Consider the following 19,844-nt stretch of genomic DNA (forward strand, 5'->3'; position numbering starts at 1 on the left):
GGGTGGCGCGGGCGTGGTGATCGCGTCGCAGTCCGGGCACCGCCTTCCGGCGCTGACTGCGGACGATGATCGCCTGCCGGCGATCACCCGACGGAGGACCTGCTCGCTCTGCCGATGCTGCAGGGCATTACGGACCCGCTCCATGCCTATCAGCTGTCCAAACGCGGTAAGTCGCTGCGGGTAAAGGCGCAGGCGGTTCGCTGGGCGACGCGAGGCGCGCGCGTGAACACGATCAGCCCGGGTATCATCATGACGCCGCTTGCCCATGACGAGATGACGGGTCCGCGAGGCGAAGGTTACCGGCGCATGATCGAGCTCAGCCCGGCCGGACGCGCGGGCACGCCCGACGAAGTGGGCAACGTCGGAGCATCGCTGATGGGTCGAGACGGCGCGTTCATCACCGGCAGCGACGTCCTGATGGACGGCGGCGTCACGGCCAGCTGGTTCTACGGGGAGCTCGCTCGGCAATAGCCAGTCCAGCCGCTCACAGCCCCTGCTCCGATCATGCGCGAAGCGACTTGAACGAAGGGCCGGTTTCGAAGAGCGCTCAAGCTGCCTTGAATGGCCGCCTCTGGGTCTTTCACGCCAACGCTCTTGCGATCACACCAGCCAGCGCGGCTAGGGCTCAAACCCAATCAGCGGGTTGAGGCGGAGCGGCTTTCCTGATTCACTGCGGGCGCGGGTCACGGGGAGTGCGGGCATGGCGCTGTTCTGGTTGTCGGATGAAGCGTGGGCGGCGATCAAGCCGCACCTGCCCAAGAACCAGCCTGGAGCGCGACGGGTGGACGACCGGCGGGTGATCTCCGGCATCCTGCATGTGCTGAAGGTCGGCTGTCGCTGGTGCGACTGCCCGGCCGACTACGGGCCCTCGACGACGGTTTACAACCGGTGCAACCGCTGGTCGCACCGAGGCTTCTGGCTCAAGCTGCTGGATGCGCTGGTGGACGCGGGCGCAGTGACGAGGAGCACCGCTATCGACAGCACCTACGTGAAGGCGCAGCGTGCCGCGTTCGGCGCAAAAGGGGGCGCTCGGCCCAGGCGATCGGCCGCTCCCGTGGTGGCTGGACGACCAAAATCCACGCGCTCACCGACGTCATCGGCCGCCCCTATACGCTGATGCTGACGCCCGGCAACGTCAGCGACGTGAAGGCCGCGCCCGCCCTCCTCGAACGCGCCGGGCGCATGCGCTACCTGCTGGGCGACAAGGGCTACGACGCCGACCGGCTGCGCCGTCTGGCCCGCGATGCCGGCGCCGTCCCGGTCATCCCCGGCCGGCGCAACCGCAAGCGCGCCATTCGCTACGACAAGAACCGCTACGCTGGCCGCCATCTCATCGAGAACGCCTTCTGCCGCCTAAAAGACTTTCGCCGCGTCGCCACCCGCTACGACAAGCTCGCCGCCAACTTCCTCTCAGGCGTCGCTCTCGCCACTGCCCTGGCATTCTGGCTCTGAATAAGTCTGGGCACTAAAAACCCCAGTCCGCCTCCAGCCACGCCTTGTCGGTGTCGATCGCAAGGTCGACGGCGCGGTAGCGGGCGTAGCGGGCGGACAGCGCGGTGCGGCCGCGCTTGACCGCGGCGAGCAGGTCCCATTCGGTACCGTAACGCTGGTCTAACCGGTCGCTGCGGAACCGGTGCCAAGTCGCCGACAGGGTCGCGCCGGTGAACGGACCCGCCTTCTTCCACGCCAGCGCGGCCGTGCCATAAAGGTCGCGCAGGCCATTGGGCGGCGTCGTCCCGAATCTTCCCGCCCAGCCATTAAAGCGAAAGAAGCTGGCGAGCGGCGTCTGCACGCTGGTCAAGGCCCGCCCGTCGTCCGCACCCAGCACCTCGTGCCCGCCGGTCAGCGACAAACGATCAAGCGTGGCGGTCGCCTCGACCGACCAATAGCCGGCTGCGTAGCGGTTGGGGTTGCGCCGCCAATCGCCCTGTCGTGCCCAGCTCGCGGCATAGACGAGCGTCGCTGGGCCGACTCGGCGTGTGCCGGCAAGGCGGACGCCATAGGTCTGGCTGGAGAGGCGGAAGCCCTGCACCGCGGCGTTGTCCTGGTCGACCAGATAGGCGAAGCCGGTCAGCGTGCCGGCGGGAGTATGCGCGCCGGCAAGCGCGAACACATTGTCGCCGCCGATCGCCGTCGGCCGCGCGCCGACGCCATCGACGCCGTTCACCGTCCGATCCGACCAAGCATAGGTCAGGTCGACGAACAGGCGCTTGGGGTCGCCCCATTGCGAACGGGCGGCATCGAACGTCTGCTGGTTCTGCCGCCAGCTCGACGAGCCGACCCAGCGCTGGTCTGCCAATTCCACCAGCTGGCGCCCCGCCGTCGCGGTCAGGCCGTGCGCGCGGTAGCGTAGCTGGGCGCGGTTAAGCTCGACGTTCTGCGGGTCGACCACCAGCGGATAGCGGCTTAGCCCGTTGCTGCCGCTGTTGTAATGCTCGATGATCGCCAGCGTCGCCTCGGTCTCGGCGAGCGCCTGCCAGGGGCCGAGATCGACGGCCGTCCCGGCGCGGACGCGGGCGGTGAGTGCCTCCGCGTCGCGCGGGATGTCGGCCTGGTCGACCTGCTCCCAGCGCAGCCGCGCGTCGATCAGCGGCGTGAGGCGGAGGTCCTGCGCGGCGGCGCTGCCCGCGAGCAGCGCCGCCGCGGCGAGCGGCCACGACTTCATCGGTGGTCCTTTCGAATGAGAGCGGAGGTCGGCAGTAACGTCAGCGGCGACGCGATCAGGCTGCCTCGAGCCGGCCGCCATCCAGCGCCTGCAATTCGCCGCTCGCCCGGCTTTGGCGGCCATAGACCAGTTCGAACAGCGGCCCGGCCATCATCGTCGTGACGATCGCCATCAGCACCAGCATCGCGAACAGCGTCGGGCCGATGATGCCCTTTTGCAGCCCGATATTGATGATGATCAGCTCCATCAGCCCGCGCGCGTTCATCAGCGCGCCAATGCCGAGCGCCGTGCGGTTGTCGGCACCGGCCACTCGCGCGGCGATCCAGCACGCGCCGCCCTTGGCGAGGATCGACGCCGCGAGGATGCCGAGCGCGATCAGCAGCAGGATCGGCGAGTTCACCATGTCCATCCGGGTGTTGAGACCCGAATAGGTGAAGAACATCGGCAGCAGTAGCACCACCGTCAGCGGTTCGAGCTTGCGCTTGATCTCGGTGGTCAGCAGCCCGCGCGGCATCACCACGCCCATGATGAAACCGCCGAAGATGGCGTGGATGCCGACCGCGTCCATGAAGAAGGCCGACAGGCAGAACGCCGTTAAGACGATGGCGAACGCGCCCGTGCCGAGTTCACCATCGCGCTCGACCCGCCGCGCGAGTGGGGCCAGCAGGCGCGGTCCGGCGAGCAGCACCAGCGCCGTCCAGGCAAGCCCGCCGCCGATCGCCAGGATCGCGACCCCCGCGCCGCCGCCAAAGGTCGCCAGCACGATCGCCAGCACGCACCAGGAACAGGCGTCATCGAACGCGCCGGCGGTCAGCGACAGGGTGCCGAGAGATGTGTCCGCCAGTCCGCGCTCGTTGATGATGCGCGCCAGCATGGGGAAGGCGGTCAGCGCGATGCAGGCGCCCAAGAACAGCGTCGCGCTTGCTTGACCGATGTTGGGGGCGAAGAGGCCGGGCATGCCGAGCAGCAGCGGCGTGATCAGCACCGCGACGGCGAACGGCGCGGCGATGCCCGCCAGCGACACCGCCGCCGCGCTGCGTGCCTTGCCGCGGACATGGTCGAGGCGCAGCGTTGTCCCGACCAGGAACATGTACAACCCGACGCCGAGTTGCGCACCCGCGTAGAGAACGTTCTTGGTATCCTTGGGAAAGATTGCGCCCTGCATCTCCGGGAAGATGAGGCCAAGCAGCGACGGGCCCAACACCACGCCGGCAATCATCTCACCCACCACCTGCGGCTGGCCGAGCAGCCGCTTGCCCAGCCAGCCGACCACGCGGCAGGCGATCAGGATGGTCGCAAGCTGCAGAAAGAAGTGCACCGAGAAATCGCCGGGCGCATAGCTTTGCGCCGCTGCCGTCGTCGCCGGCCCGTGCGGCGACAGCATGCCTGCCGCGATATCGTGCAGGCCGCTCAGCCAATCCGTCATGTCATCCTCCCCCGCCCCCCGGGTCGGCGGCGCAGGACCCAGATAGCCAGCGGAGATTGCCACCGTGCAAGACCCCACAAACGATGAAAGGAACGATTTCCGGCCGACGGGGCCAAAGCGTTGCAGGGCCGCTACAAGGTAGGTACGTACCTCCGTCAATCGACCGTGTACAAGACGGGAGGAGCCATGCGAAGCATCACCAGCCGCGCCTTTAACCAGGACGTCAGCGCGGCCAAGCGACTGGCCCAACTCGGGCCGGTGTTCGTCACCGATCGCGGCCGCCCTACGCATGTGCTGCTCAGCGTTGACACCTTCCGCCAGATGACCGGCCCGGCCGAGACGATCGTGGACCAGCTCGCAATGACCGAGCCGGTTGGCGCGGAACTCGAGTGGCCCATGGTGACGCGCTGGAAGCGGTAGTGCACCTGCTCGACACTGAAGTGGTCTGGGCCTTGCGGGAGGCGAGTGTAGGACGCTGCGACCCCGCCGTGACGGACTGGGCGACGGCGCAGCCGCGTACCGGCCTGTTCGTTTCAGCGCTGACGCTGGCCGAGCTGGCCGCCGGTGCCGCCCACATCGCGCCAACGGACCGGGTCGCGGCGGCATCGGTCCGGCAATGGCTCGACGGACCGGTGGCGACGGCGTTCGATGGCCGCGTGCTGGCCATCGACAGCACTGTAGCCCGACGTGCCGGGATGCTGGGTTATGCCGATTTGCGCGACGGGCTGCTCGCCGCCACCGCGCTGGAACATGGTCTGACCCTGGCGACGCGCGCGCCGCAGGCGTTCCGCCTCGGCAAGGTCCGCGCGATCAATCCTTGGGCCTACCGGCGTGATCGCGAGGCAGAAGGCGGCGACTGGCGCCAGGCGATACACGGGCCGCCCGTCTGGCTCAGGAACCTGTTCGCGCGGGGCTGAGCGATCCGACCGCGCTGAGCGCGTCGACCAGCGCACGGTGCGATGGCAAATCGCGCGCGGCGCGTTCGCCAAACGCACGGATGCGGGAAAACTGGCGATCGGCTTCGGCTGCGTGCGGGAAGTCCCCCGCTCCCTCCGCAAGCTCGGTGCGGAAGTCCATGCCGTACAGAATATACTGGTAGTTGAAGTAAGCGAAGCTCTCGACGTCGAGCTGGAAGTCGAACCGGCTCGGCGGGCGCCAGCGCCATTGGTCGATCAGGTCTCGTAATCGCTCTGGCACGGTCGCCGGGTCGGCATTGTCGCGCCAGAAAGGCTCCGGTCGGCGGCTGAGGCAGTAATGCAGCTTCAGGAAATTGACGATCGTCGCGTAGCGCGCGCTCATCAGCTCGTTGAACCGCGCCGCCGACAGGTCGATCGGTCCCTGCCGGGGGAACAACTCGGCAATGATGCCGACCGCCGCCTCGATCAGCACCGTACCGGTCGACTCGAGCGGTTCCAGAAAGCCGCCCGCCAGGCCGACCGCGACGCAATTGCCGATCCAGGGCCGCTCGCGCCACCCCGGCTCGAAGGCAAGACGGCGCGGCGTCACCGAGCCGGCGGCGGAACCAAGATAGTCGGCGAGGATCGCCGCGGCGCGGTCGTCGTCGATGTAACGGCTGGCATAGACGCAGCCGACGCCGCGAGCGCCGGCCAGTCCAATGTCCCAGATCCAACCCGCCTCGTGCGCGGTCGCGACGGTGTAGCTCTCGATCGGCGCGTCGGGGGTGTCGTAGGGCAGCTTGCACGTCAGCGCTCGGTCGGTGAATAACCGGCCCGCGACCGAGTGGAATGGCGAGGCGAGCGTCCGGCCGATCAGCTCGGCGCGAAAGCCCGTGCAGTCGACGAACAGGTCCGCCGTCAGCGTCCCCTCATCGGTGCTTACGCCGGCAATCCAGCCGCGCTCGTCCGTCTCCACGGCGCGCACTTGGCCCGACAGATGCTTCACACCGAGCGCGCGGGCGCGGTCGGCTACCAAGCCAACGAACCGCGCGGCGTCGAAGTGGAAGGCATAGGCAAGCGGGCCGGTGAAATCACCGTCGCCCGGCTGTTTGGGCGCGCGGCGGGCGGCGGCGACACGGCTTTGCAACGTCATCGCGTCGGCGAAGGACGGCCGCGTCAGCTCATCCTGCCGCAACCAATACGGAATCAGACCGGTTCCCTCGCCATGGAAGGGCGGCTCGAACGGATGAAGATAGCTGTGTGGCGACCCCTCGCCGGCCGACGATTGCCAGCCCGTGAAGCGAACGCCCTGCTTGAACGTGGCGGACGCCTCGCGAACGAGGTCGGTCTCTTCAACACCGATGAAGCGCAGCGTGTCGCGGATGGTCGGAAACGTGCCTTCGCCGACGCCGATGATGCCGATCTCGGACGATTCCAGCAGGGTGACGCGCACCGAGCCGCCAAGTGCCTTTGCAAGATAGGCGGCGGCGAGCCAGCCGGCAGTACCGCCGCCGACAATCAGGATTTCACGAACACGCGGCATGAACAGGTCATACCTCATTCGGTGAGGCGGCGACACCTTCATGGTCTTGCCGGCTTCGGTATGGGCCGCCTACGATAGCCTCAAGCGATTGCCGTTGGAGCGATCGCATCGGCAGTCTATGCCGGGATATCGGGAGGGGAAGGCATTATTGCGATCGACATGACAGGTGTGGCCGGTGCCGAAGCGCCTGCGTCAGGCGACGCCGCGCATGGCTATGACGCGCCCGATCTGCGCGTGTTCGTCTTCGCGCTGTTCTTTATCTTCGGCGGGATCACCAGCCTCAACGATGTGATCATTCCCAAGCTGAAGGAGCTGTTCACACTCAGCAACTTTCAGGCGTCGCTGGTCCAGGTGTGGTTCTTCATCGCCTATGCGGTGATCGGCATCCCGGGGGCGAAGCTGGTGCGGCGGGTCGGCTACATGCGTGGCGCCGTCGCGGGGCTGGTGACGATGATCGCGGGCTGCCTGCTGTTCATCCCGGCGAGCCGGACAGCGACCTTCGCGGTGTTCCTGCTCGCCTACTTCGTGCTGGCGAGCGGCGTCGTCATCGTCCAGGTCGTCGCTAACCCGCTCATCAGCCTGCTCGGCAGGCCCGACACCGCGCACAGCCGGCTGACCTTCGCGCAGGCGTTCAATTCGCTCGGCACGACGATCTTCCCCTATTTCGGCGCGATCCTGATCCTCGGCGGCCTCGCCGCGGTCACCGCCACGCAGCTGTCGGGTGTCGCGCTCGATGCCTATCGCACCAACGAAACGCGGGCGATCGTGCACGGCTATCTCGGCATCGCCGCCGCGCTGGCCATCGTCGCGGCGGCGGTCTGGCTGTTCCGAAACCGGTTGACGGGCGAGCGGCACGACGTGTCCAGCTTCGCGCAGGGTCTGGCACTCCTGAAGAGAACGCGGTTCGGGTTCGGTGCGGCCTGCATCTTCCTTTATGTCGGTGCCGAGGTGGCGATCGGCAGTTTCCTGGTCGGCAATCTCACTCAGCCGACCATGCTCGGCCTGTCGTCGGAGGCGGCGGGCAAGCTGATCCCCTTCTATTGGGGCGGCGCGCTGGTCGGCCGCTTCGTCGGCTCGGGCGTGCTGCGGATACTGAACCCGGGCAAGGTGCTGGCGTTCAGCGCCGCCGGCGCGATCGTGCTGGTGCTCGTCGCGATCGGCACCACCGGCACGTCGGCGGGCTATGCGCTGCTCGCCGTGGGGTTGATGAACTCGATCATGTTCCCGACGATCTTCAGCTTGGCGTGCGAGCGGCTCGGCCGGCGCACCACCGACGGATCGGGGATCATCAACGTCGCGATTGCCGGGGGCGCGATGATCCCGGCGCTGTACGGCAAGATCGCCGACGTCGTGAGCCTGCGCCTCGCGCTCTTCCTGCCGATCGCCTGCTACGCCGTCATCCTCGCCTACGGCCTGTACGCCCGCCGCCCGGCACCGGAGGTCGCCGTGCCCGACGACTCGCACGGCAGCTTGGCCTGAGACTAGCCGGCGCTGGGGGGCGGTGCCGTCGAGCCCCTGATCGCAAGGTGACACGGCACCGCGAGCGGCGCGCCCGAGGGCATCTCCCCCTGCTCGGCCTGGACGATCAACTCGACCGCGCGCTCGGTGATTTCGGCGATCGGCTGGACGACGGCGGTGAGCGGAGGCTGCGCAAAGCGTACGATCGGTGTGTCGTCGAAACTGACGATCGACAGGTCGCTGGGGACGCTCATCCCGCGCCCGCGCGCGAGGTCCAGCGTCGCCAGCGCCATCTGGTCGCTGCTGGCGATGATCGCGGTCGGCGGCCGCTCGCCGTCGAGCAGTATCATTGCGCAGCGCCGCCCCGACGCCCAACCGAAGTCACCACGGCACAGCAGGCCTTCGTCGGTCAACCCTGCCGCCGCCATTGCCGCCCGCCACCCGGCGATGCGCCATTCGCTCAGTTCATATTCCTCCGATCCCGCAATGAAACCGATGTGGCGATGGCCGAGCGCGACGAGATGCTCGGTCGCCAGCCGCGCCGCGTGATCGTCATCCATCGTCAGCAGAAAGCCGGGGCCGGGTGCTAGCGAGCCGATCCGCGCAATGGCGATATGATGGCTGGCGAGCAGGTCGACGATCGCACGGTTCTGCGAATGCGGCGGCGTCAGCAGGACCCCGTCCGGCTGCAGCGCGGCGATCACGGCCGCAAGCTCGCCTTCGATATGGTCGCTATGCGTGTCGACCAACTCGACGATCATGCGATAGCCCTGACGCGCACAGGTAAGCATACCGCCAAGCAGCATTTGGTCGAGCCAGTTGCTGCCGTCACGCCGTCGCCAATCGGCGATGGTACGGTCGCGGTCGTTAAATGCCATGATCAGCCGCGAGCGCGAACCGCCCATCCGCTGCGCCGCGATCGAGGGGACATAGCCGAGCCGGTCGATCGCCTCCTGCACGCGCCGGGTCATTTCGGGGCGGACGTTAGGCTCGTTGTTGATGACCCGGCTGACGGTCTGCAGCGACACGCCCGCATCGGCAGCGACGTGCCGGATGGTGACCGCCTGCCGTCGTCGCGCCACCCCGATCAGGCTCGTGCAGCGCCGCAGTAATGCGTCACATAGGCGTCGTGCGTGGGCAGGCCGGCGACCGTGCGCGTCACCTTGTCGCGCAGCGTTGCCAGCACCTGCGCCAGCTCGGGATCAGACATCTTGGCGGCGATCGGGTGATGGCTCTGCGGCATGATGCCCTGTCCCATCATCACCTGCACCCAACTATTCTCGGCGAACAGCTCCTCGTGGCGGCGGAAGACGCGCCCGGTCTCGCGGAACAGTTCGATCTTCTGGGTTAGGCTGTCGGGGATCGGCATCGACGCGCAATAGCGCCAGAAGCCGCTGTCGCGCCGTTCGGTCGCCTTGTAGTGGAGGATCAGGAAATCGCGGATCTGCGCCATGTCCTCCAGCTGCTGGTCGTTGAACTCGGCGACATCGCGTTGGGAGATCGTGCCGGCGGGCAGCATCCGCAACAGGCGCAGCACCGCGCGCTGGATGAGGTGGATCGAGGTCGACTCGAGCGGCTCCATGAACCCGCCCGACAGGCCGATGGCGATGCAGTTGCGATGCCATTGCCGCCGCCGCGCGCCGGTCGTGAACTTGATATGGTTGGGCTCGGTCAGCACCTTGCCCTCGAGATTGCCGAGCAGCCGCTCCAGCGCCTCGTCGCGCTCCAGGTAGCGGCTGCACCAGACGATGCCGTTGCCGGTGCGGTGCTGCAGCGGGATGCGCCATCGCCAGCCCGCATCGTGCGCCATCGCGCGGGTATAGGGGACGGGCGCGCCGACGCTCTCCGTCTGCACCGCGATCGCGCTGTCGTTGGGCAGCCAGTGGGTCCAGTCGTCGAAGCCGGCGTGGAGTGCGCCCTCGATCAGCAGTGCGCGAAAGCCGGTGCAGTCGAGGAACAGGTCGCCCTCGATCCGCGCACCGCCCTCCAGGGTAAGAGCGGCGATGTCGCCGCTCTCGCCGTCGAGCTCGACCTTGGCGATGCGGCCCTCGATCCGCGTCGCGCCGTTCTTCTCCGCGAACTGCCTGAGGTACGCCGCATAGCGTGTCGAATCGAGCTGGTAGGCGTAACTCATGCCTTCGTCAGGCAGATGCGCGAAGCGCGCGCCCAACGCCGCCTTCAGCTCCAGGCAATACTCGTCATAGGATTCGCGATGGCCTTTGGTCAGGCCCTGCAGCCAGAAATGCTGGAAACCGGCCGACCAGTGATCCTTGCCGGTCAGCCCGAAGGAATGAAAGTAGCGATCGCCGCCGTCACGCCAGCCGTCGAACAGGATGCCGAGCTTGAAGGTCGCCTGTGTCGCGCGCATGAAATCGGCTTCGGCGATGCCCAGCACGCGGTTGAACAGCGCGAGCGGCGGGATGGTCGATTCGCCGACGCCGACAGTACCGATCGCGTCCGACTCGACCAGCGTCACCTCGGCGACTGGACCGAGCGTGTAAGCGATCGCGGCGGCGGCCATCCAGCCGGCGGTGCCGCCGCCGGCGACGACGATGCGGCGCGGATTCATTGCTGGAGCTGCCGCAGGAGATAGCCGCGCATTCGCCCCGCGCCCTCCGCCGTCATCGGCGCGAGCACGCCGCGGCCGCCCTCGGGAAGGTGGGCGGCGGCCGCACCGGCATCGCCAAACACGTAATAGTCGAACAGGTCGCGCCAATGCGCGCGATCCGCCTCGGGCAGATCACGGATCGCCATCATCGCATGGTTGAGCGCGTCCTGCGGGTTGCCCAGCCAGCGCGGCGTGGTGCGCCACCAATAATTCACCAGCACATTGAACGGCGCCAGCCCCTCGACATGGTGCCACCACATCGACGGGATGTAGAGCGCATCGCCGGCCTCCAGCTCGGCGACCTGCGCGTGCGCCAGCGCGTCGACGAAGCGGGGAAAACGGCCAAGGTCGGGGGCGTAGAAGTCTACCATGCTCACCGCCCGTCCGGCCGGCGTGTTGTCGACCGGGCCGAGGTACAGGTTGCGGAACTGCTCGCGCGGGAACAGTGTAAATCTCCGTCGCCCGACCGCGACGCAAGCGAGATTGTCGGGGGTGTCGTTGTGCGCCGCGACGCGGGTGCGCGTGCCGATCCAGATGCTGGCGAGCGGTTCGCGGTCGCAAAGGTCGACATGGTTCGCCTCGTGCAGCCCGGTGAAATACCCCTTCACGTCGATTGACGCGAGATAGACCGGCGGGGCATCGGCGCGGTCCTCGAACTGTCCGATGCGGCCGAATATTTCAGGCAACGCCGCGCGCATCGTGCGGAAGTTCATCCCCATCGCGTCGTCGTAGAACAGCCGCCCGCCATCGGTCGCGGGCGCGCCGACCGATACGGTGAACGGCATGCCGCGGGCGTAGGACAGGAGATAGGCGCGCGCCTCCGCGCTCGACCGGCGGCCGGCGGCGACGAGCGGCCAATCGGCGACCAGCCTGCGCACGACGAAGGGGCGGTCGGCGGCGCGCAGGCGTGCGTCGAGGTCGGTGGCATTATCGACTATCACCTCCGGAATGACCGGCAGGCCGGCGAAGATACCGGGATCGGCCTCAGCCATGCGCCGCCCCGGCGCGAACCCTGGCGTTCTTGCGCGCGATCAGCTCCGCCACGTTCGCCAGCGACGCCAGCGCCATGAACACGGGCATCAGATGCCCAGCCGCGTGCAGCTCGCCCAACGCGGCGGCATCAAGCGCCTGCAACCGATCCTCGTCGATGCCGTGGTAGCCGACCAGACGATTGATCGACCCGTTGTCCAGCGTGATCTCCAAGGTCAGCGGCTCCAGCAGCATGTGGCGGGCCAGCGCGACGAAGAAGTCGTCGAGGCCGCGCCAGCCGGCGTCGAGTTCGCCGAGCTGTTCGGCGACGGCGTCGAGATAGGGGCTGGGCCGACCGAGTTCATCGAAGACCGCGACCCCTTCGTTCCCTCGCGCGATGCGCGGACTGTCGAGATCGACATGCACCTGCCGCTCACCCTGCTCGTCGGCCTGGCGACCGATCAGGAACGGCTGGATTCGCATCGCCAACGGGCGATGGCGCGCATCCCAATGGTTTCCGTCGAGGAACAGGTTTTCCCCCGGCTCGAAGCCGAACATCGCCAGCGCGTGATAGCCGTCGCGCTCGGGGGTCAGGCGGAACAGGATGGGATAGTTGTTCTGCACGCGGCGGAATTCGCTTGGCACGACCACGCACGACATGACCGCATCACCGCGGTCCGCTCCCGCCGCGGGGTCAACGCGCAAGCCGCTGTGCGCCTCGGCGGTGAGGATGGCGTGCGTCATTAGGACGTTTGTTCCAGAACGGCGGGCGGCTGCTCGGCCCGCAGCGCATCGAGATAGGCGCGGATGGGAGGCAAGGAGGCCGCAAGCGTCCGCCCACGCTGCGCGATCGGATCGAGCGGTGGTGGCGGCGCGTCGCGGATCGGCGTCGCGACGGGGGTGGAGGCGTTCATGCCGTAGAGGATGTACTGATAGCTCGCGGCCGGAAATATCTCGTCGGCCATCGGCAGGTCGGCGCGGGTCGGCGGCCGGTTCGCCCAGAGCTGGAAGAGATCGGCGAGCCGCGCCGGCACCGACGCCGGATCGCGATGCGCGCGCCAATAAGGTTCGGTGCGGCGGCTGGGCAGGTAATGCAGCTTCAGGAACTCGACGATCCGGTCCCAGCGATAGCGGAACAGCTCGTTGAAGCGCGTCGCAATCAGCGCCATGGTCGACCGCGTCGGCCAGTCGGCGATTAGTGCGTCGAGCGACAACTCGACGGTGACGATGGCCGACGCCTCCAGCGGCTCCAGAAAACCTGCCGACAGACCGATCGCCAGGCAATTGCCAACCCAGAAGCGCTCGCGATGCCCGGAGCGAAAGGTCAGCCGCCGCGGCGTCGGCATCGCTACGTCACCGAGATAGGCGGCGAGAGTCGTCGCCGCCGCGTCGTCGCTCATGTGGGCCGACGAATAGACGCAGCCGACGCCGCGCCGCGTCGGTAGGCCGATGTCCCAGATCCATCCCGCCGCGTGCGCGGTGGCGTCGGTCTGTGCCAAGATGGGGCTGTCGGCGGCGACTGGCACCTGCACCGCGAGCGCGCGGTCGTTGAACAGCACGTCGCCGCGATCGAGGAACGGCACGTCACCGACGAGCAGCGCGGCATGCCCCGAACAGTCAAGGAACAGGTCGCCCGCGACGTGGCCGTGCATGCGGGTGTCCACCGAGGCGATGGTGCCGTCCTCGCGCCGCTCCACTCCGGTAACGTGGTCACGCAGATGACGCACCCCCAAGCGGCTGGTCGCATGACGCATCAGCAGCGCCGCCAGCTTGGCCGCATCGACGTGGTAGCCGTAATTCAGCGCACCCGCATAGTCGGGCATTGCCCGTTGACGGGGTGCAAGACCGAGACGTGCGGCTCGCGGCTGCGCGCTGACCGCATCGGCAAACGTGGGTTCGCCCGGTAGCGCCTGCCATGCCGCGACCATCGCGGCGGGATCGCCGCCTAGCGGTGGCGTAAACGGATGCATATAGGCGTCATCGACGGACCCGGTAGCCCAGCCGATAAAGCGCGAGCCATGCTTGAACGAGGCGTCGCAGGCGGTGAGGAACTCCGCCTCGCCAATACCGATCCGCTCCAGCGTGCCGCGCATCGTCGGCCAAGTACCCTCGCCGACGCCGATCGTCGCCACCTCGGGTGATTCGACCAGCGTTACCTCGATCGGGTAAGGCACGTCGGTACGGGCGGCCGCCGCGATGCGACACGCGGCAAGCCAGCCGGCGGTACCACCACCGACGATGATGACTCGCGAGATCGTCGCGCCGCCGTCTTCCGACGTAGCCGCAGAAATGGACCGAGAACCGGCCGTGTGCACCTGCACTGTTCCTTCAGAGTGCCCGACAAGGACGGTACATGGACATATCGCCGCCGGCCGGTAAAGGCCACCCTCGTGTACCAAGGGTGGCCTCCCCTAAGTCAGAAAGCGAGACGAACCCCTGCTGAATAGCGCGCATCGAGCTTCTGCACCAGATTGATGTTACTCTCCGACCGGAGATGTTGGCTACGGTTTTCACCGGTAATGTTGATACCTTCGAAGAACACTGCGACGTTCTTGGTGATGGCATAGCTTGAGCTGAGATCAAGCTGTCCGAAGGAATCGGTGTAGGTCGGGTTCACTCCGGACGACGACAGAAACCCGTCCCGCCAGTTGTAGGCAGCGCGGACCTGAATGCCATTCTTGTCATAGAACAGCACCGCGTTGGCGCTGTTGGACAGGCCTTCGATCGCAAACTGCGCCGGTGAGACGCTGGCAGGCAGCGTGTTGTTATAGTCACGATTGCCATTGACAATCGTGTAGTTAAGAATCGTACCAAATCCAGTTTGCCAAAAGTTGTGCTGGATCGCAAACTCGAAACCGTTGAAAGTCGCCGTCTGATCGCTGTTACTTGGCGTCGTGATAACGAAATTGACCGAAGGGTCGCCCGGACCGGCGAGCAACTGTCCCTGCGCCCCGACGAACGCAGGAAAGTTGGTTTGGTAGTAATTCTGTATTTGCGCAATCGTGGCGTTGGCACCAAGTGCGGAGAGCGCCGCCTGGTAGCGCGGTCCATTCGTGGTCACGCCGTTAAAGGTCGTCGTCGGCGCGGCGATGCCAGGTATCGCCGTGTTGAGTTGCGTCGAACTGATGTAGTTCGACACATCCTTGTGGAAATACCCGATCGAAATATAGCTCTCGTTGCCGTAATACCATTCTGCCGACAGATCGACGTTCTTCGATTTGAAGGGGATGAGGCCGGGGTTGCCGACCGAACCGGTGCCGCCGCCGACGCGGAACAGCGTGTCGAGCCGCCGCCCGCCCTGCAGATTATCGTAGGTCGCGCGCGTAATCGTGTGGCTGTACGACGCGCGCAGCTTGACGCCTGCCAAAGGTTGAATGTCGAAGTCCACCGCTGGCAGCCAGTTGTCGTACGAACCCTTGAACGTAGTGAAGCCCTGGCCGTTGAACAGGACATTGAACTCATTCTGAGAATTTTGCTGCCCGCCGACCGGCGTCGGCACCAGCGCGGTCGCCGACACGTCGGTGCTTTCATAGCGAACGCCGGCGATCAGATGACCCGGACGCGAGAACAGGTCAAACTTGCCATTGAATTGGAAATAGGGCGAGATTGTCTTTTCATGCACGCCGGAGTCAGTGGTGTAAGGCAATAGACATTGCAGGTTGCCGCCGCACGTCTTGTACACCCGATCGGTCAGCGCGAGCGCGGTCGGTAGGTCGAAGGTGTAGAACGCTTTGACGATGTTAGGATCGTTGGCGCCGCTGATCCCCGAGAACTTGTCTGGAATGCTGACAAGATTGAAGATGCTGTCTGGAAGCAGCGTCGCCGCCGCAGCGCGCTGGGCGTCCGTGCCGCCGCCGGCACCGCCCCAGGTGTCGTTCTGCAGCACGCTGTAGGCGGAGCGAACCTTGTTGTCGGTGTACTCGAAACCCCAGTCGAGGCTGTCGAGGAAGCCGTCATGGTGGTCGTAATGACCCGACAGCTTGATCTGGTTGATCTCGTCGCGCTCGTAGCTGTTGCGGAACGCGTTGCCAGTCGGCACAATGTTCGCCGGGTTTAGCGGATCGATGCCCGGATACATGGCGAACGAGATGACGGGCAGCTTGTTCGCGAAGTTGATCGTCTGCGTCTGGATGCCGAACACCGCCGTGCCGAACGAATTGCTGTTGCCATAGGGGCTGTTGGGCTTGGATTCAGCGGTCGAGTGATGACCGTCGAGCGCGATCGTGACGCCGCCCGGGCCAGCCCAGGTCAGATTGCCGCCGGTCGACTTGTTTTCGCTGCGATAGGCGGTCTGCGAGGCCGAATAGGCGAGATCCTTGGTCTCGGCGGCTTGGAAGCGCTCGGTGTAGAAGATGGGGCCGGCAATCGGTCCGTTGGTCCAGGCGCTCGACGTGTCGTTGTGGTTGTACCAAATGCCGACGCTGTCGTCGCGGATGGCGACGGTGTTGCGCGAATAGGTGAAGTCGACCGTGCCGGTCAGGCTGTCGGTCGGTCGGAATTGCAGAACCGCTTGACCGTTGATGCGCTGGCGTCGGCCGTCCACGACATCGTAGCCGGCGTTCTGCGGCACCTGATAGACGTCGGTCGCCTTGGGCCGGTTCTGGATGTTGCGGTAGTCGCTAAGATTGCCGGTCGCGGGATTCGCGACCTGACCGGGCTGGGCGAGCGAGCCCCAATTGTTCTCCGAACCGAGATAGCCGTCGCGAAAGCCGACGTTCACTGAATTCTGACTGAAGTGGCGCACCTGGTAGGCGCCGTCGATCAGGATGCCGATCCGGTCGTCGGCGAATGTATCGGAGAAGATGCCGGAGATCTCCGGCGTCACGTCCTTGTGGCCGTTCTGCGACGTGTCGTAGACGCCCTTGGCGGTCAACGAGCCGCGGATGCCCATCTTGTCGAACGGGCGCGGCGTGCGGATGTTGATCGTAGCCCCGATCCCACCCGAGGGCACCGTCGCACGGCCCGACTTGTAGACCTCCAGCGCCGCGACGCCTTCCGACGCGAGATTGGCGAAATCGAACGATCGCGAGGCCGGCGCGCCGTTGCCGTCGCCAATCGTCGTCGTCGGCATCTGCCGGCCGTTGAGGACCACGAGGTTGTAGTTCGGACCGAAGCCGCGGACGGTGACGAACTGCCCCTCGCCGTTCTGGCGATCGATCGACACACCCGTGATACGCTGCAGCGACTCGGCAAGGTTGGTATCGGGGAACTTGCCTATCTCCTCGGCGGAGATGGCGTCGACGACGCCCTGCCCGTCACGCTTCAGTTCGATCGAGCGACGAAGGCTGGCGCGGATGCCAGTGACGACGACATCGTCGGCGACGGGCGCACCCACACTCGCGTTGGTGCCGTCGGTAACCGCGGTGCTCTGGGTGGTTGAGGCGGTGTTGCTGCCGGTCGGCGGCGTTTGCGAAGGACCTGGCTGACCGACCGTGCTGGACGCATCCTGCGCAGCCGCCGCCGTCGCGAAGGTCGCCATGGCCAGCGCCGACGCGCCGATCGCGAACCGTGCAGCCACGCGGCCGGAGAATCCCTTCATCAACCCCTCCTTGACAGACGTCCACTCTCTGGACCGCCCATTGATAACGTTCCCCTGGAACTGCATCCCATCGATGTCAATCCACCGCAACCGATGGGCCTCGACCCCTTGCATTGTTGAGAACGTTCCCAGTTTGTGGAATGGACGAGCAAAGGACACTGATAGATCGAAGGAGAGGGCATGATGGCTGCAAGGCGACAGTTCTTGGCGACGGCGGCACTGGCTAGCCTGACGGTGACGACGGCGGCCCATGTGTCGGCCGAGCCGGGCCGTCCGGCTACGGCCATCGGCGGCGAGGCGGCTGCGGCGACGCGCGCTCGGGCGCTGGTCGCCCAGCTGACGCTCGACGAGAAGATCGCCCTGGTCCACGGCCTGTTTCCGCCGCACGCGCAGGGCAAGACCAAGAACGAGCTTATTCAGGCGGCAGGCCATATCGATGGTGTGCCGCGGCTCGGCATCCCGCTGGTGCGCGAGAGCGACGCCTCGCTCGGCGTCGCCAACCAGGTCGAGCAGCGTAAGGGCGACGTCGCCACCGCGCTGCCCTCCAGCCTCGCCACCGCGGCGAGTTTCGACCCCGCGGTCGCTCGGGCGGGCGGGGTGACGATCGGTGCCGAAGCGCGCGCCAAGCGCTTCAATGTGCTGCTCGCCGGCGGCGTCAATCTCACGCGCGACCCCTTCAACGGCCGCAACTTCGAGTATTTCGGCGAGGACCCGTTGCTCGCCGGCACGATGGCGGGCGCGCACATCGCCGGCGTCCAGTCGAACCGTATCGTCTCGACCGTGAAGCACTTCGCGCTCAACGCGCAGGAGACGGGGCGCACCATTCTGGATGCGCGGATCGGCGAGGCGGCGTTGCGCATGAGTGACCTGCTGGCGTTCGAGCTGGCGATCGAGGGGGGCCATCCCGGCTCCGTGATGTGCGCCTACAACAAGGTCGGCGGCGACTGGGCGTGCGAGAATCGGCATCTGCTCACCGACGTCCTCAAGCATGACTGGAACTATCCGGGCTGGGTAATGAGCGACTGGGGCGCAGTCCACTCGACCGCCAAGGCGGCGAATGCGGGGCTCGACCAGGAGTCGGGACAGGAACTCGACGACCATATCTGGTTCGACGACGCGCTGAAGACCGATGTCGAGGCGGGGCGTGTTCCTATGGCGCGGCTCGACGACATGGTCGCGCGTTATTTGACGGGGCTGATCGCGACAGGCGCTTACGACACGCCGGTGCCCGACACGCCGGTGGCGATCGACTATGCCGGCCATGCGCAGGTCGCCCAGCGCGCCGCCGAGGCCGGCATCGTGCTGCTCAAGAACGATGCCGGCACGCTGCCGCTGGCGGCGCGGGCGCGGCGCATCGTCGTGATCGGCGGCCACGCGGATGTCGGCGTGCTGTCGGGCGGCGGGTCGAGCCAGGTGCGCTCGGTCGGCGGCGTGCCGATCGAGATCCCGCTGACCAGCGGAGCGGCCGCCTCCTTCGCGCGCGTGACCTATCACTCGTCCTCGCCGCTGAAGGCGCTCAAGGCCGAGCTGCCCCGCGCGCGGATTGACTATCTCGACGGCAGCGACCCCGCCGCGGCCACGGCGGCCGCGCGCGCCGCCGACGTCGCGATCGTCATCGCCACGCAGTGGACGACCGAGGCCCAGGACGTGCCGACCATCGCCTTGCCCGACAACCAGGACGCGCTGATCGCGGCGGTGGCGGCCGCGCAGCCCAGGACCGTCGTCGTGCTGGAAAATGGCGGGCCGGTGCTGATGCCATGGATCGACCGCGTCCCCGCGGTGGTCGAGGCCTGGTATCCCGGCCAGCGCGGCGGCGAGGCGGTCGCCGGCGTCCTGACCGGGCGGGTCAACCCGGCTGGCCGCCTGCCGATCACCTTTCCCGCCGACGCCGGCCAGCCGCCCCGCCCCTCTCCGGTCGGGCTCGATCGACTGACGGCGACGCAGGCGGAGGCGGCGGGCGACCCCGGTCAGGCGGGCAAGGCGACGCCGCAGGGCTTCCCTGTCGACTACCGCGAGGGTGCCGATGTCGGCTATCGCTGGTACGAGCGCCAGGGGCTAAAGCCGCTCTTCCCGTTCGGCCATGGCCTTGGCTATTCCAGCTTCGCCTATGCGCGGCCGAGCGTCGGCGGCGGCCGCGAGCTGGTGGTGTCGTTCGACGTGACGAACACCGGCGAAGTGGCGGGGTCGGACGTGCCGCAGGTCTATGTCGCGCGTGCAGACAGCAAGGCATCGATGCGACTTGCCGCCTATACCCGCGTCACCTTGCGGCCCGGCGAGACGCGGCGGGTGACGCTGACCGCCGAGCCGCGGGTGATCGCCGACTATGACCCGGCGTTGCCCGGCTGGCGGATCGCCGGCGGCCGTTACCGCGTCGCCATCGCGCACGATGCTGCCGATCGGAGGCAGATGCTGACGACGACGCTCACGCCGGCGACGATGAAGCCGTAGCGCTGATCGTCAGTCGGATTGAAGGATCGGGCGGCCTGCGGCACAGGGCGACATGACGCTCCGGCTTCGTCGACCGATCGGCTTGCCGCTGGCTTGCGCGCTCGCTTATGCCGGCGTGGTTGTCGGCTACACGCCATTACTAACGGTGCTGCTGCCGATTGAGGTGGCGCGGACCGCTGGCGAGGGCCGGTACGCGTCGCTGGCGCTGGTGCTGGCCGTCGGCGCGGTGACGGCGGGGGGCGCAAACCTGGCGTTCGGCTGGCTCAGCGACCGGTCGCGGCGGCGCGGCGGC

Annotated in this window: 14 protein-coding genes and 2 pseudogenes; 7 read left to right on the forward strand and 9 right to left on the reverse strand. The window is 67.0% G+C overall.

Features of this window, described 5'->3' with window-relative positions; translation table 11 throughout:
* Window positions 1-114: 114 nt before the first annotated feature.
* Together HUU95_RS00700 and HUU95_RS00705 are read left to right on the forward strand one after the other, a co-directional pair.
* On the forward strand, window positions 115-471 hold the full coding sequence (locus HUU95_RS00700) for an SDR family oxidoreductase (RefSeq protein WP_217429691.1): 357 nt from the start codon (window positions 115-117) through the stop codon (window positions 469-471).
* 229 nt (window positions 472-700) lie between these two features.
* A pseudogene (locus HUU95_RS00705) lies at window positions 701-1,452 on the forward strand (IS5 family transposase).
* A 13-nt stretch (window positions 1,453-1,465) separates the two neighbouring features.
* On the opposite strand, the gene HUU95_RS00710 reads toward HUU95_RS00705, so the two are convergent.
* Entirely contained in the window at window positions 1,466-2,665 is a 1,200-nt protein-coding gene (locus HUU95_RS00710; RefSeq protein WP_174278324.1) for an alginate export family protein, read from the reverse strand.
* A 55-nt stretch (window positions 2,666-2,720) separates the two neighbouring features.
* The gene (locus HUU95_RS00715; protein WP_174278325.1) at window positions 2,721-4,091 is read right to left on the reverse strand and encodes a cation:proton antiporter; all 1,371 of its coding nucleotides are present in this window, start codon (window positions 4,089-4,091) and stop codon (window positions 2,721-2,723) included.
* 186 nt (window positions 4,092-4,277) lie between these two features.
* Here HUU95_RS00715 and HUU95_RS00720 point away from each other — a divergent pair, with 186 nt between their 5' ends.
* Together HUU95_RS00720 and HUU95_RS00725 are read left to right on the forward strand one after the other, a co-directional pair.
* Entirely contained in the window at window positions 4,278-4,511 is a 234-nt protein-coding gene (locus tag HUU95_RS00720) for a type II toxin-antitoxin system Phd/YefM family antitoxin (RefSeq protein ID WP_174278326.1), read from the forward strand.
* The gene (locus HUU95_RS00725; protein WP_217429693.1) at window positions 4,481-5,008 is read left to right on the forward strand and encodes a PIN domain-containing protein; all 528 of its coding nucleotides are present in this window, start codon (window positions 4,481-4,483) and stop codon (window positions 5,006-5,008) included. Before HUU95_RS00720 ends, HUU95_RS00725 begins: the two co-directional genes overlap by 31 nt.
* Here the strand turns inward: HUU95_RS00725 and HUU95_RS00730 are convergent.
* Window positions 4,983-6,530, reverse strand: coding sequence for a tryptophan halogenase family protein (locus tag HUU95_RS00730; protein WP_174278327.1), 1,548 nt, complete (start codon window positions 6,528-6,530; stop codon window positions 4,983-4,985). The genes HUU95_RS00725 and HUU95_RS00730 overlap by 26 nt on opposite strands.
* A 159-nt stretch (window positions 6,531-6,689) precedes the next feature.
* On the opposite strand from HUU95_RS00730, the gene HUU95_RS00735 reads away from it, so the two are divergent.
* Window positions 6,690-8,009, forward strand: a complete 1,320-nt coding sequence (locus HUU95_RS00735; RefSeq protein WP_174278328.1) for a sugar MFS transporter — start codon at window positions 6,690-6,692, stop codon at window positions 8,007-8,009.
* Between the two features lie 2 nt (window positions 8,010-8,011).
* On the opposite strand, the gene HUU95_RS00740 is transcribed toward HUU95_RS00735, so the two are convergent.
* From HUU95_RS00740 to HUU95_RS00765, 6 genes are all read right to left on the reverse strand, one after another.
* Window positions 8,012-9,070, reverse strand: coding sequence for a LacI family DNA-binding transcriptional regulator (locus HUU95_RS00740; RefSeq protein WP_174278329.1), 1,059 nt, complete (start codon window positions 9,068-9,070; stop codon window positions 8,012-8,014).
* Window positions 9,071-9,075: 5 nt separating this feature from the next.
* Complete coding sequence (locus HUU95_RS00745; RefSeq protein WP_174278330.1) at window positions 9,076-10,557, reverse strand: tryptophan halogenase family protein; 1,482 nt, start codon at window positions 10,555-10,557, stop codon at window positions 9,076-9,078.
* A complete protein-coding gene (locus HUU95_RS00750) occupies window positions 10,554-11,588 on the reverse strand; it encodes a cupin-like domain-containing protein (protein ID WP_174278331.1) in 1,035 nt (344 codons plus the stop codon). The genes HUU95_RS00745 and HUU95_RS00750 overlap by 4 nt, the downstream gene beginning before the upstream one ends.
* Complete coding sequence (locus tag HUU95_RS00755) at window positions 11,581-12,309, reverse strand: SapC family protein (RefSeq protein WP_174278332.1); 729 nt, start codon at window positions 12,307-12,309, stop codon at window positions 11,581-11,583. The genes HUU95_RS00750 and HUU95_RS00755 overlap by 8 nt, the downstream gene beginning before the upstream one ends.
* Window positions 12,309-13,808 (reverse strand): tryptophan halogenase family protein, encoded by a 1,500-nt coding sequence (locus HUU95_RS00760; protein ID WP_174278335.1) that lies wholly within the window; start codon window positions 13,806-13,808, stop codon window positions 12,309-12,311. Before HUU95_RS00760 ends, HUU95_RS00755 begins: the two co-directional genes overlap by 1 nt.
* A gap of 173 nt (window positions 13,809-13,981) precedes the next feature.
* Window positions 13,982-17,104, reverse strand: coding sequence for a TonB-dependent receptor (locus tag HUU95_RS00765; protein WP_174278333.1), 3,123 nt, complete (start codon window positions 17,102-17,104; stop codon window positions 13,982-13,984).
* A 183-nt stretch (window positions 17,105-17,287) separates the two neighbouring features.
* On the opposite strand from HUU95_RS00765, the gene HUU95_RS00770 reads away from it, so the two are divergent.
* Both HUU95_RS00770 and HUU95_RS00775 read left to right on the forward strand, forming a co-directional pair.
* The gene (locus HUU95_RS00770) at window positions 17,288-19,552 is read left to right on the forward strand and encodes a beta-glucosidase family protein (protein ID WP_174278336.1); all 2,265 of its coding nucleotides are present in this window, start codon (window positions 17,288-17,290) and stop codon (window positions 19,550-19,552) included.
* A 52-nt stretch (window positions 19,553-19,604) separates the two neighbouring features.
* Window positions 19,605-19,844: pseudogene (locus HUU95_RS00775) on the forward strand (MFS transporter); the annotation flags it as partial.

This window comes from Sphingomonas bacterium (assembly GCF_903643065.1).
In the GTDB taxonomy this organism is placed as follows: domain Bacteria; phylum Pseudomonadota; class Alphaproteobacteria; order Sphingomonadales; family Sphingomonadaceae; genus Sphingomonas.

Coding starts and splice junctions, on each gene's coding strand:
- HUU95_RS00700 (WP_217429691.1), top strand. CDS start 115: ATGCTGCAGGGCATTACGGACCCGCTCCATGCCTATCAGCTGTCCAAA.
- HUU95_RS00710 (WP_174278324.1), bottom strand. CDS start 2,665: ATGAAGTCGTGGCCGCTCGCCGCGGCGGCGCTGCTCGCGGGCAGCGCC.
- HUU95_RS00715 (WP_174278325.1), bottom strand. CDS start 4,091: ATGACGGATTGGCTGAGCGGCCTGCACGATATCGCGGCAGGCATGCTG.
- HUU95_RS00720 (WP_174278326.1), top strand. CDS start 4,278: ATGCGAAGCATCACCAGCCGCGCCTTTAACCAGGACGTCAGCGCGGCC.
- HUU95_RS00730 (WP_174278327.1), bottom strand. CDS start 6,530: ATGCCGCGTGTTCGTGAAATCCTGATTGTCGGCGGCGGTACTGCCGGC.
- HUU95_RS00735 (WP_174278328.1), top strand. CDS start 6,690: ATGACAGGTGTGGCCGGTGCCGAAGCGCCTGCGTCAGGCGACGCCGCG.
- HUU95_RS00745 (WP_174278330.1), bottom strand. CDS start 10,557: ATGAATCCGCGCCGCATCGTCGTCGCCGGCGGCGGCACCGCCGGCTGG.
- HUU95_RS00750 (WP_174278331.1), bottom strand. CDS start 11,588: ATGGCTGAGGCCGATCCCGGTATCTTCGCCGGCCTGCCGGTCATTCCG.
- HUU95_RS00755 (WP_174278332.1), bottom strand. CDS start 12,309: ATGACGCACGCCATCCTCACCGCCGAGGCGCACAGCGGCTTGCGCGTT.
- HUU95_RS00765 (WP_174278333.1), bottom strand. CDS start 17,104: ATGAAGGGATTCTCCGGCCGCGTGGCTGCACGGTTCGCGATCGGCGCG.
- HUU95_RS00770 (WP_174278336.1), top strand. CDS start 17,288: ATGGCTGCAAGGCGACAGTTCTTGGCGACGGCGGCACTGGCTAGCCTG.